Here is an 11701-nt window from a genome sequence, read left to right as displayed (position 1 = left end):
GGCCCTTCCTACTGCGTGTTGCGATCAGACGACGTTGCCGCCGGTGTTGCCGGGGCGCCCGCCGGGGCCGCCGCCCTGACCGGGGGCGCCGTTGGACTCGCCGCCGTTGCCGCCGTTGCCACCGATGCCGCCGAAGTTGCCGCTACCGCCGTTGCCGCCGCTGCCGCCGGTTCCGGAGTTGAGACCTTGGTCGCCGACGCCGTTTCCGCCGTTGCCACCGCGACCGCCACCGGTCAGGATTCCGCGACCGTCACCACCGGAGCCGCCGTCGCCGCCGATTCCGCCTTCGGCTTCCTTGGTGCCGTTGCCACCGTTGCCGCCGCGGCCGCCACCGCCGAGCACCAGGCCGCTGCCGCCACCGGAGCCGCCGGATCCGCCTGCGGCCTCACCGGTCTCGGAGGTTCCGTTGCCGCCGTTGCCGCCGCGTCCGCCGCTGCCGACGATGGCATTGCCGCCGCCGGTGCCACCAGCACCGCCGGTTGCGGTTCCGTCCGTGGCCGTGGCATCACCGCCGGTGCCGCCCCATCCGCCGCTGCCGACCTCGACCACACCACCGGTGCCACCGGCGCCGCCGACCGCCGAACCGCCGGCGCCAGCCGTGGCGCTTCCGCCATCACCGCCGCGCCCCGGGTCGTACAGGCCCTGGCCACCGTCGCCACCCGCGCCGCCGGTGGCGGTGCCGGCACCGTCGCCCTGCGCGGCGCCACCGGCGCCGCCGCTACCGCCGCCGCCCACGATGCCCGCGGTGCCACCGTTACCACCGGCACCGCCCACCGCGTTGGCGCCCTCGGCCGTGCCGCCCGCGCCGCCGTGGCCGCCATCGCCGCCGATCAGGCCGGCCGCGCCACCGTCGCCACCCGCGCCACCGGTCTCGTCCGCGCCGGCCTGATCACCGGCTCCGCCACTGCCGCCGTTGCCGAAGAGCAGACCGCCGCGGCCACCGTTGCCGCCGTCGGCGTTCAGGCCGGAACCGTCACCACCGCTGCCGCCATTGCCCAGCAGGCCCGCCGCTCCGCCATTTCCGCCGCCGAGGCCGCCGTCGCCACCGCTGCCGAGCAGACCACCCTGGCCACCGTCGGCGCCAAAACCACCGGCACCGCCGTTACCGAACAGCAGACCGCCACGGCCGCCGTTCACGCCTGCGGTGATGGAGCTGAAGCCGTTGCCGATCAGCAGGCCGCCATCCGGATTGGACAGGGTGCCGTTGCGCACGAAGAAGCTGACGACCGGGATGCGGCCGCCGATGTCGCCGAGCAGTCCGGCGATCGCACCGGGCAGATCGCCGAGGGTGGTCTGGGCCACCTGCAGCGCTCCGGTGGCGCCGGCCACCATCACGGTGACCTCGGTGTTGGAGTCTCCGCCGGTACGCGCGACGGCGTCGGCGAGGACCTCGGGAGTGAAGGGGGCGGCGCCACTTCCGGCGGCCCCGCGCGAGGAGGAACCGCGCTCGGCGGATGCGCCGTCGGTGCCGCCACCGGTGGGGGCGAACGTGATGAGGGTGCCGCCGGAATCTGCGGCGCCGGGCACCGCCGCCTCGGGCGCGCCGCCGCCGGCGATCTGAGCGCCGTACAGCGCGTTGGGCGACGGACTGGGCGACACGGCGGCCGCCAGCACCGGTTGGGCGTTGATCACCGCGGGGGCAGACACCGCTGCCGGGCCGGCTACCTCCGTCCCGTTACCGTCTACCGAGATGACGGTGACACCCGTCGTCGCCAGTACACCCGCCGCCAATGCCGAAAAGATTGTGCTGGGCACGTTTCCCACCGCTGCTCCTTAACCTGACCCGATTTGCCGCCCGCAGTATGTCAGACGCGCGCTTAGAAATCTCTCAGTTTGCGGCAAACCGGACAAAAGTGTTGCGCCTACCGTCCCACATCGGCCACTGTCCGCACTTTTCTCGGCAATACGGTGTCCACCGACGTACCTCTTGACATCGCCACAATTTTGCTGTGGGTCCGTTTCCGCACTGGTCGCAAGTCGCGTGACCCGGTTGCTGCCGTACGAGAGGAGCCGTCGGGGCCGAGGTGGCGCCCCGGCACGCGCAAACAGTTCGCCGACATTGACACCGCTCGCGGGATCCGGCATTTAAAGTGCTCAGCGTGGGCAGAAACCTGTTAGCCGCGAACCGGGGACGGTGGTTGGCAATCGCCGGCTCCATCGTCATCTCCGGAGGTGTGCTGTACGCCCAGAACGCGGCCCCCCGCCCGCTTGGCATTCCGGAGGCCGCCGCGCCCGGACAGGCGTCGGCCGAGCCCGCGGCTCCCCTGCTGCCGGACAACGCCGCCCAGGCCCCCACCGAGGCCGAACTGTTGGCGGTCAGCGCACCGGTGGACACCCGGGTACTCGACTTCCCGCTCGACGCGGGCGTCACGCCCGAGCAGGGCCTGCAGGTCAAGACCATCTGGGTGGCCCGCGCCATCAGCATGATGTATCCGGAGATCACCACCATCGGCGGCTACCGCCAGGATCCGCTGAAGTGGCATCCCAACGGGCTGGCCATCGACGTCATGATCCCCAACCACGGCAGCGACGCCGGGATCGAACTCGGCAACCAGATCGCCGGGCTCGCCCTGGCCAACGCCGAACGCTGGGGCGTCATCCACGTCATCTGGCGGCAGGGCTTCTACCCGGGCATCGGCGCACCCAGCTGGACCGCCGATTACGGCTCGGAGACGCTGAACCATTTCGACCACATCCACATCGCGACCGATGGGGGCGGCTACCCCACCGGCCGCGAGTCCTACTACCTCGGTTCGATGAAGCCCTGAGCCTCAGACCGCGATCGACGGGTCCACGCAGGCGCCGAGCGCCGGATCCCCGCACACCTGCAGTCCGGCCAGCATCGACGGCGGTGCCGGCGGGGTGTACGACGGGAAGTCCGGTGCTGCCGGCGGCCAGAACGGGTAGATGCTGGCGCCGGTGACACCGGTGATCCGGGCAACGACCTGAGCCACGAAGTTCGTCGCCACATACCCGAGATCCCCGATGAACTGCACCGGCCCGACCGCCAGCCCGGCCAGCAGGCTCACTATCGGAATATTCTGTGCAGCAACCGATTTGATGCCGCCAACGATGCCGTCGACGATATCGACCAGGAAGTACGGGATCGAGGTGAAGATGGTGCGCACCCCGAGGGAGATGTTGGTGATGGTGTCCGGGTAGCCGTTCTTGGAGATGAGGTCCTGCAGCGCCTCGCGCAGCGCCGCATCGTTGTTGATCGGGATGACATTGTTGGTGAGTTCGGTCATCGACGTGCCGTCGCTCGCCCGCGGGGTCCCACCGAACAGCGTCACCACGGTCGGAGTGACATCGACGATCTGGTACTGCAGGTTGATCGCGCCCGGCGTGAACCCGGGGCCGTTGACGATGACGAATGTCTCGGTCTCATCCGGTGATTGGAAGCCGTGCCCGAGTCCGCGCTGCGGCTGGTGTCCGTGATCGGTGACCAGGACGATGGTCCACTCCTCGTTGTTGGCCGTCTCCCAGGCTTCGACCGCGGCCATGATCTCGCCGAGGTTGCGGTCGAAGTTGTTCAGCGCCAGCTTGTATTCCTCGGAGGCGCCGCCGTACGCGTGGCCGTTCTCGTCGACTCCGACGAAGTAACTGAAGACGAAATTCGCGACGTCGGGGTTCGAGCCGGCAATGATCAGCTCGGTCGTGTCACCGACCGCGTCATCGGTCTTCAGCCAATTCGGGTCATCCTCGCGTTTCCCGATGTAGCGCACCAGGTCTGCGCCCAGGTCACCACCCGCGGCGGCGATGGCGGCGATCACGTCCCAGTTGGCCACCGCCGTGGTCTGGATGCCGTCATCGTGGTCTTCCTCGAGCTGGTTGAACACCGTCGACCACCTGTTGTACGTCCACGGCGTGAAGATGTTGTTGATGACGCCGGTCGTCTCACCCCAGTTGCCGGTCAGGATGGTCGACCAGGACGGGTTGGAGATGGTCGTGTGCCCGACGATGCTCGACGGAGCGGTCGAGCTGCCCTGGATGAGGCTGAAGAAGTTGACGTTGGCCGGGTCGGCGAGCACCCGACTGAGGTTGGCGCCGTCCACTCCGATGACCAAGACGTTCGGGGTGTCCACCGAGGCGATGCCGACCTGCGGTCCGCTGGTGGCGTTGCGGCGCAAGGTGTTGCGTTCCAGCTCGTCACGTACCGCGCCGAGGGCCGCCAACGCCGCGGGCGCTTCCACCGGTGGAGTTCCGGGATCGGGATTGACCAGCGGGGCCGCCGGGTTCACCGGGATGGTGATGAGCGTGACGGCGGGCTCGGCCGGCGCGCCCGCAGACAACGGGCTGGTCTTGGCGGTGCGTGCGGTCTTCGCGCGCACCGGGGACGTGCGGTCGGCCAGCGGCACGGTGATGGCGCCGGAGCCCGAGCCGGCGGCAGACCGGGCCGACCGGGTGGTCTTCTGCCCGCTGGTGCTCGACGAGCTCGAGTCCGACGACGTGCTGCTGCTGCCGGTGTTCGACGAGCTTGCGGAACTGGTCGAACTCGAAGAGGACGAGGAGGACGACGAGTCGCCCGTCTCGGCGAAAGCGGTCGGCGCCGATGCCAGCGCCACCCCCACCCCCAGAGTTACCGCCAAAGCGCCGACCCGACCGATGTGCTTGGCGTAACCCATGGAGTTCCTTCCGACGTCCGCGGGCCGGGGCGGCGCACGGTTGCGATCGATTCGCTGCGCGGCGTTGCTATCGTCGCCTCATCGTTGCCACACGCTGCTCGCCGAATCTGTACCGCAAATTACCGCTCGGACACCACCCGATGGACACGAATGCACGAGTTGGCCCCACGCCGATTCGCGGTGTCGCCGCCCGGCTCGTTGCGGCCTTCGGGATGCTCATCGTGCTCGCGGGATGCTCGGACAGGTCGGACCCGAGGGCGGTGGAATCGTCCTCGACTCCCCCGGCGGCGACGCAAACCTCAACGCCCACAACACCACCACCAACACCGCCCGCACCGGCGACGGCCTAGCCCCGGCTGGCACCTGAGCCGGCTCAGGTGGCCGACGACCTGGTGGCCGACGAGCAGACGCTACGGAATCCGTCGTCCACGCCCGAGGCACGCCGCGCCGCCGCCCGTCGCCAGCAGGCCGCCTACCGCGTCATCGGCAGGCACCCGGAATGGGATGGCCTGACCCGTCCCCGAATCCCGCCGCCGATGCTGGCGGTCTACGACCTGAACATCGAGGCGCGGCGGCACCTTGACGCGCTGCTGACCGGTGAAGCCAAGGACACCCTGCCCGCATGGCGGATCGAGGCGCCGCGTCCCGCCGAGGAACTGTTGGCCCACTACCGCGAGTCCGAGGCTGCCTCCGGTGTCGGCTGGAATTATCTGGCCGCGGTGAATCTGATCGAGACCCGCCTGGGAAGCATCGCGGGCACCAGCACCGCGGGCGCGCAGGGGCCCATGCAGTTTCTGCCGTCGACGTTCGCCGCCTACGGCGGGGGCGGTGATATCCACGCGCCGCGCGACAGCATCATGGCCGCCGGACGGTATCTGGCCGCCAACGGTTTCGTCACCGATCCCGATCACGCCCTGTACCGATACAACAACTCCGACCACTACGTGCAGGCGGTCAAGAACTACGCAGCCGTGCTGGCCGCCGATCCCGTGGCGTTCGCCGGCTACTACGACTGGGAGGTGTACTACCGGACGACGGCCGGTGACGTGCTGTTGCCCATCGGCTACGCACGGACCAGCACGATCCCGGTGGCGGAGTACCTGGCAGCTCATCCGCAGTAGGCATCGTCGCAGATTGCTACAGTTGTAGCAGACTGCTACATGCAAAGGAGCTCGTCATGGCCAATGCCGCTGATCGCGTGACCAGGGTCGCCGCTGACCTCATGGACAGCGCCGCCGCCGAAGGCGCCCGGCAGAGTCGCTCGGCCAAACAGCAGCTGGACCACTGGGCGCGGATCGGGCGGTCGGTGTCGGCCCAGCACAGCGCGGCACGCCGCAAGGTGGAGGCCGCGTTGGCGGGCGGGGTGGAATTGGCCGAGCTGACCACCGAGGAAGGTGTCGTGTTCAACGCCGAGATCTCAGCGGCCATCGAGGAGAGCCTGGCCGACACCGACTACGGGGCGCTGCTGGCCGCGCGTGGAATCACCACCGTCGCACTGGATGCATCCGGGCAGATCATCGAATACCGCCCCGACGGCAGCTCGTCGGTGCTGCACCCCCGCCGGTGAGACGCCTCGACCTCGTCGTCGGCTCCAACGGTGCGGGCAAGTCCACCTTCATCGAGTTGACGCTGGCGCCGCTGCTTCCCGGCAGCCCGGTGGTCAACGCCGATGAGATCGCCAGGCACAGGTGGCCGGGCGCCGCCGCCGATCACGCCTACGAGGCGGCCCGCATCGCGGCCGACACGCGGGCGAAGCTGATCGAGCTCGGTGAGTCGTTCATCGCCGAGACGGTGTTCTCGCATCCGTCGAAACTCGATCTGATCGACGCCGCGCAGACGGCGGGCTACGCGGTGGTGCTGCACGTGGTGCTGATCCCCGAGGAACTGGCCGTCGAGCGGGTGCGGCACCGGGTTCGGGCCGGCGGACACCAGGTGCCCGAAGACAAGATCCGGCGACGCTACCGGCGATTGTGGGACCTGGTCGCCGTCGCGGGGATGCGCGCCGAGTCCACCAGCTGCTACGACAACAGTGCGCGGACGGGACCTCGGATCGTGGCCCAGCTCAACTCGGGGTTCGCGGTGGGCACGCCGTCATGGCCGGCGTGGACGCCGGAGGTTCTGACGGCGACATGGCCTGCCGCATGACCTGTCACCGCCGGCGGCACTGCGGTGGACGTCTGTGTGCTCAGGCAGCGACAACCGGACCATCCTGCGCGGCGATAGCCTGCGCAGCCGCCATCAGCGGTGCGCACGCCGCGCACGGATGCGGGCCCATCACCGGGTAGCCGCATCCCGGGCAGGTACCAACTGTGCGTCCACTCAATGCAGCGGCACCAGCCATCGGAGTTCCTTTCGCCGTCCGCACCCATGTACCCGGTGCGAGGGCGAATCATGCCATGCACCACCACCGATTCTGGAATCGCCGGTGAGCGTGGTCACAGCAAACCTGGACAAGGGGACCCATGGCTAGGCTTTTGACATGAGTCTGGTCCGGGCGCGGGGCTGATCGCCTGCATGTTCATCATCATTCTGACCTCGGTCCTCGGGCTGGCGCACCTCTATGTGTGGAAACGGCTGATCCGAGACACCACCGTCCCCGGGCGCACCCGCTGGGTGCTGACGGCTGTGTTCCTGACGTTGGCCGCCCTGCTGGTCATGACGCTGATGGTTCCGCGAATCACCGGGATCGACGAGTCCGCCTGGTTCGCGTGGCCGGGCTACCTCTGGTTCGCGCTGGTCGGGTACCTGCTGCTGGCCCTGTTGCTGCTGGAGCCGGTGAGGTTGATTCTGCGCGGCTGGGTGAAACGCGGCTCGACGGTCGAGCCCGCCGCTCTCGATGAGCCCGCACCGGCGGTCAACCGGCGGGTCTTCCTGGCGCGCACCAGTGCGGTTGCGGCGGGTGTCGCGGCCTCGGGGCTGGTCGGTTACGGTGCCGCCACAGCACTCGGCCCGCCCAACGTCCTGCAGGTACCGGTCCGGCTCGGCCGGCTGGATCCGGCGTTCAACGGGTTCCGGATCGCGGTGGTCTCCGATATCCATCTGGGTCCCCTGCTGGGGCGGCGGCACACCGAGCGGATCGTCCGGCTGATCAACGAAGCCGACGCCGATCTGGTGGCCATCGTCGGCGACCTCGTGGACGGCACCGTCGAAAAGCTCGGCCATGCTGCAGAGCCGCTGCAGGACTTGGTGTCTCGCGAAGGGTCCTTCTTCGTCACCGGAAATCACGAGTACTTCGTCGAGGACACGATGCCGTGGATCCATGAGCTGGAGCGGTTGGGTGTGTCGTCGCTGCGCAACGAGAACACCGCGATCCGGCGTGGCGGCGCCGCGTTCGACTTGGCCGGCGTGAACGACCTGGCCGGCGAAGAGCGCGGCGACCCGCCGGATTTCGATCGTGCACTGGCCGGTGCCGAGCCGTCACGACCGACGGTGCTGCTGGCCCACCAACCGGTGATGGTCGCAGAGGCAGCGGCCCGCGGAGTGGACCTGCAGTTGTCCGGGCACACCCACGGCGGGCAGACCTGGCCGTTCCAGTACATCGTGGAGGCGGTGCAACCGTCGCTGGCAGGGCTGTCGACCCATCAGGACACCCAGTTGTACGTCTCACGCGGGGCCGGGTTCTGGGGCCCGCCGGTGCGGGTCGGTGCACCACCGGACATCTCGGTGCTGACCCTGAACGCCCCGGCCTGATATGTAGGGAAGTTTGTCAATAGGCAGGGTGAGGCGCCGCCGGGAAAGTTATCCCGGCGGCGCCTCGTTGCTTCCTGGGTCCGTGTGGTGAGCGTGTCGGTTGGCGACGCGCGGTCAGACTGATATGCGCGGATTGGTTACCGCAGGACGGTGTTTCGGCTGGATCGTATCCGCGTGTCTAGAATCGAGCGTCGGCCCCCTTTCAGGGGTCTGCTCATAGGCCGGTCGCGGGTCGATCCACGCGCTGCCACCACCGTGACCAAGGAAGCAGCTTGGGTGGCGGTTAGTCGTCCATGACCGCCAGCGACCAGCACCAGCCGGCCAGTTCGCGGGCGACCGCAACATTGGCCACCGTGGACCGCTTGCGGCGGGCCAGAAAGCCCACCCACCGGTGATGCAAGCGTCGGTTGCCCTCGTCACCACGGGCACGGGCGGCGACCGGGGCCAGGTCCCACCGTGACCGCATCACCGGTCCGACACGATAGCGAGGTCGGTGATGCCAGGCTGCTTCGACGAGCAGGCGGCGTACGTGGGTGTTGCCGGTCTTGGTGATCGGTCCCTGCACCCGTGCCGAACCCGACGAGTGTTCCGAGGGCACCAGTCCGACGAAGGAGCCGATCGTGTTGCCGGTGAATCTGTTCCAGTCGCCGATCTCAACCGCCAGTGCGAAGCCGGTCAAGGTGCTTACGCCGCGAAGACACGACACCCGACGCACGATGGGGGTGAACTCGCTGTCGGCGGCGACTTCGTGGATCGCTGCGTCCAAGCGGTCGCGTCGGGCCTGCAGCATCAGTACATGCTCGTAATCGGCGTCGAAGGCCATCCGTGTGGCTGGCATCTGCAACCGGGTCACAGCATCAGTGCGCAGCCAGCGATCATGGGTACCCGTCCAGGCGTGGCCGCCGTAGTAGACGATGCCGTGGCGCAGCAGCAGCTTGGACAGTCGATGACGGGCCCGCATCAGATCACCGCGGCAGTCTTCGCGAGCGCGCACCAGATCGCGGCATGCTTCCTGGTTCAGGCTCGGGATCGCCACCGAGGTGACGGTCAAGTCCAGGGACGTGGTGTACGACGTTGTCGTGTGATTCTTCGAGGTGATGGTTCAGGCGGTCAGTGCCGCCGGCACGTCCTCCTGTTCGGTTGGTGAGTTCTGGTCGGCTCGGGATTTGCTCAGGACGTCGAGGCCGAGGTAGCGCCGGGATTCGGCCCATTCGTCGTGCTGTTCGGCCAGGACCGCTCCGACGAGGCGGATCAGGGCGCCTCGGTCGGGGAAGATTCCGACGACGTCGGTGCGTCGCCGGATCTCCTTGTTGAGTCGTTCCTGGGGGTTGTTCGACCAGATCTGGCGCCAGATCTGTTTGGGAAACGCGGTGAACGCGAGCAGGTCCGCGCGGGCGTTCTCCAGATGGTCGGCGACTTTGGGCAGCTTGTCCGATAGTGCATCGATGATGCGATCATATTGTGCAGCAACGGATTGCGCGTCGGGCTGATCGAACACCGAATGCAGCAGGGTGCGTACCCATGGCCACGACGACTTCGGGGTGATCGCCATCAGATTGGTCGTGTAGTGGGTCCGGCAGCGCTGCCAGGCAGCTCCGGGCAGAGTCGCCCCGATCGCAGCCACCAGCCCGGCGTGCGCGTCGGAGGTGATGAGCTTGACCCCGGACAGGCCGCGGGCGGTCAACGACCGCCAGAACGTCAGCCAGCCCGCCCCGTCCTCGGCGGTGCTGACGTCGATGCCCAGGATCTCGCGGTAGCCCTCGGCGTTGACCCCGACGGCGATCAGCGCGTGCACGTTGACCACACGTCCCTGCTCGCGCACCTTGAGCACCAGCGCATCGGCGGCGACGAACGTGTACGGGCCGGCGTCCAGCGGGCGGCTGCGGAACGCCTCGACTGCGGTGTCGAGTTCCTTGGCCATCACCGACACCTGCGACTTCGACAGACTGGTGATGCCCAGGGTTTCGACGAGCTTGTCCATCCGCCGGGTGGAGACTCCGAGCAGGTAGCAGGTGGCCACCACGGTGGTCAGGGCCCGCTCGGCGCGTTTGCGGCGTTCCAGTAGCCACTCCGGGAAGTAGGAACCGTGGCGCAGCTTGGGAATTGCGAGATCCAATGAACCTGTGCGGGTGTCGAATTGGCGGTGCCGGTACCCGTTGCGGGAGTTCGTCCGTTCGGTACTGCGTTCACCGTATCCGGCGCCGCACAGCGCGTCGGCTTCCGCGCCCATCAGCGTATGGATGAACGTGGCCAGCAGCTCACGCAGCACGTCGGGGTGGGTGGTGGTGAGTCGTTCGGCAAGCACGGTGGGCAGGTCGATATTGTGGGCAGTGGTCATCGCGTGTGTTCCTTCTTTGCTCGAGTGACTTTGGTCGGTCTCTCGAAGAATCACGCGATGACCTTCAATCATTCGGCTACGACACGCCGGTACCGCCGATCAGGTCCGACTCGTACACCACTCTGCTGGACGCAACCGAGGTGACCTCGTCTAAGCGCAGCAGCCGGGCCAAGTGCAAGGCGTCGCGAGCATCGGTCTTCACCCGATCTCCGGCGGGTTTCTGCAGCTTCGATGGTGCGAGCACCTCGCACCGAATTCCTGCACTGGTCAGTGCGCGATACAGTCCAAAACCCGTGGGGCCGGCCTCGTAGGCAACCGCCACCGGACCAGGCATCTGTTTGATCCAGTCCTGGATGTGCTCGTAAGACGGCGTCAACCGGGTCTGGGTCACCTGACCGGTCATCCCATCGATTGCTGCCGCCGCGACCGAACGTGCGTGCACGTCCAGCCCAATACTCGTACGCTCAGTGAACACCGGGGCCTCCCAACACTGTTGGATAGACCGGGCGGGCCCACTACCCACCCGGTAACCCACGAACATGGGTGAGCGAGGCCCCGGCCCGCAACCCCCGACAACAGCCGACGGTCACCTCATACCGTCTAGCAGTACTACCGTTGGGCAGATGGAAAAGCACGAATTCGACCAGATGAACAACGCCGTGATCACCGAATTCCGGGAGACCGGCGGCAAGGCGGGCGGGGTGTTCGAGGGCAAGCCCCTGGTCCTGGTGCATCACACCGGCGCCAAGTCCGGAATCGAACGCATCGCACCGCTGGTGCCGCTGCTGGACGACGGCCGAATCTACATCTTCGCCAGCAAGGGCGGAGCCGATACCCACCCCGACTGGTACCGCAACCTCCTTGCCCATCCGGACATCACCGTCGAGATCGGCAGCGATACCTTCGCGGCGACCGCACGGGTCCTGGAGGGCGACGAACGCGACGGTGTCTACGCGAAACAGGTTGCCGTCGAACCGCAATTCGGCGAGTACCAGCGCAAGACCGAGCGCGTCATCCCGGTGGTGGAGCTGGTCAGGGTCTCCTGACG

The 11701-nt window shown here is 67.9% G+C and carries 11 protein-coding genes and 2 pseudogenes; 8 read left to right on the top strand and 5 right to left on the bottom strand.

Annotated features, from left to right (window positions below; all coding sequences use genetic code 11):
* Window positions 1–24: 24 nt before the first annotated feature.
* Window positions 25–1755: a hypothetical protein gene (locus EXE63_RS27920; protein ID WP_168144619.1), complete on the bottom strand. Its 1731-nt coding sequence runs from the start codon at window positions 1753–1755 to the stop codon at window positions 25–27.
* Between the two features lie 335 nt (window positions 1756–2090).
* Here EXE63_RS27920 and EXE63_RS27915 point away from each other — a divergent pair, with 335 nt between their 5' ends.
* Entirely contained in the window at window positions 2091–2768 is a 678-nt protein-coding gene (locus EXE63_RS27915) for a VldE C-terminal domain-containing protein (protein ID WP_210000078.1), read from the top strand.
* Between the two features lie 3 nt (window positions 2769–2771).
* Here the strand turns inward: EXE63_RS27915 and EXE63_RS27910 are convergent, their stop codons facing one another.
* Complete coding sequence (locus EXE63_RS27910) at window positions 2772–4292, bottom strand: alkaline phosphatase family protein (RefSeq protein WP_234904294.1); 1521 nt, start codon at window positions 4290–4292, stop codon at window positions 2772–2774.
* Here EXE63_RS27910 and EXE63_RS33150 point away from each other — a divergent pair.
* The 6 genes from EXE63_RS33150 to EXE63_RS27885 all read left to right on the top strand — a co-directional run bounded on the left by EXE63_RS33150 (window position 4258) and on the right by EXE63_RS27885 (window position 8315).
* Window positions 4258–4620, top strand: a complete 363-nt coding sequence (locus EXE63_RS33150; protein WP_168140749.1) for a hypothetical protein — start codon at window positions 4258–4260, stop codon at window positions 4618–4620. The genes EXE63_RS27910 and EXE63_RS33150 overlap by 35 nt on opposite strands.
* Window positions 4621–4857: 237 nt before the next feature.
* A complete protein-coding gene (locus EXE63_RS33330) occupies window positions 4858–4992 on the top strand; it encodes a hypothetical protein (RefSeq protein ID WP_272955796.1) in 135 nt (44 codons plus the stop codon).
* A gap of 10 nt (window positions 4993–5002) precedes the next feature.
* The gene (locus EXE63_RS27900; RefSeq protein WP_366515300.1) at window positions 5003–5746 is read left to right on the top strand and encodes a lytic transglycosylase domain-containing protein; all 744 of its coding nucleotides are present in this window, start codon (window positions 5003–5005) and stop codon (window positions 5744–5746) included.
* 56 nt (window positions 5747–5802) lie between these two features.
* A complete protein-coding gene (locus tag EXE63_RS27895) occupies window positions 5803–6192 on the top strand; it encodes a TA system antitoxin ParD family protein (protein ID WP_168144616.1) in 390 nt (129 codons plus the stop codon).
* Window positions 6189–6770, top strand: a complete 582-nt coding sequence (locus EXE63_RS27890; protein ID WP_168144615.1) for an ATPase — start codon at window positions 6189–6191, stop codon at window positions 6768–6770. The genes EXE63_RS27895 and EXE63_RS27890 overlap by 4 nt, the downstream gene beginning before the upstream one ends.
* Before the next feature lie 369 nt (window positions 6771–7139).
* Window positions 7140–8315 carry a metallophosphoesterase gene (locus tag EXE63_RS27885; protein WP_168144614.1) on the top strand — a complete coding sequence of 392 codons (1176 nt, stop codon included), beginning with the start codon at window positions 7140–7142 and terminating at the stop codon, window positions 8313–8315.
* Between the two features lie 283 nt (window positions 8316–8598).
* On the opposite strand, the pseudogene EXE63_RS27880 reads toward EXE63_RS27885, so the two are convergent.
* From EXE63_RS27880 to EXE63_RS27870, 3 genes and pseudogenes are all read right to left on the bottom strand, one after another.
* Window positions 8599–9360, bottom strand: a pseudogene (locus EXE63_RS27880) (transposase); the annotation flags it as partial.
* Window positions 9361–9417: 57 nt separating this feature from the next.
* Window positions 9418–10653, bottom strand: coding sequence for an IS256 family transposase (locus tag EXE63_RS27875; RefSeq protein WP_168143021.1), 1236 nt, complete (start codon window positions 10651–10653; stop codon window positions 9418–9420).
* A 126-nt stretch (window positions 10654–10779) separates the two neighbouring features.
* Window positions 10780–11128, bottom strand: a pseudogene (locus tag EXE63_RS27870) (IS110 family transposase); the annotation flags it as partial.
* A 148-nt stretch (window positions 11129–11276) separates the two neighbouring features.
* Between EXE63_RS27870 and EXE63_RS27865 the strand changes: the two are divergent.
* On the top strand, window positions 11277–11699 hold the full coding sequence (locus EXE63_RS27865) for a nitroreductase family deazaflavin-dependent oxidoreductase (RefSeq protein ID WP_168144613.1): 423 nt from the start codon (window positions 11277–11279) through the stop codon (window positions 11697–11699).
* The last annotated feature ends 2 nt before the right edge of the window (window positions 11700–11701 follow it).

The sequence above is a fragment of the Mycolicibacterium frederiksbergense genome (genome assembly GCF_012223425.1).
Classification (GTDB): Bacteria; Actinomycetota; Actinomycetes; order Mycobacteriales; family Mycobacteriaceae; genus Mycobacterium; species Mycobacterium frederiksbergense.
This window is presented reverse-complemented; position numbering and strand designations above follow the sequence as displayed.

Bases quoted from the DNA above. Each gene is read 5' to 3' on its own strand.
- EXE63_RS33330 (WP_272955796.1), top strand. From the start codon at position 4,858: ATGCTCGGACAGGTCGGACCCGAGGGCGGTGGAATCGTCCTCGACTCC.
- EXE63_RS27895 (WP_168144616.1), top strand. From the start codon at position 5,803: ATGGCCAATGCCGCTGATCGCGTGACCAGGGTCGCCGCTGACCTCATG.
- EXE63_RS27885 (WP_168144614.1), top strand. From the start codon at position 7,140: ATGTTCATCATCATTCTGACCTCGGTCCTCGGGCTGGCGCACCTCTAT.
- EXE63_RS27875 (WP_168143021.1), bottom strand. From the start codon at position 10,653: ATGACCACTGCCCACAATATCGACCTGCCCACCGTGCTTGCCGAACGA.
- EXE63_RS27865 (WP_168144613.1), top strand. From the start codon at position 11,277: ATGGAAAAGCACGAATTCGACCAGATGAACAACGCCGTGATCACCGAA.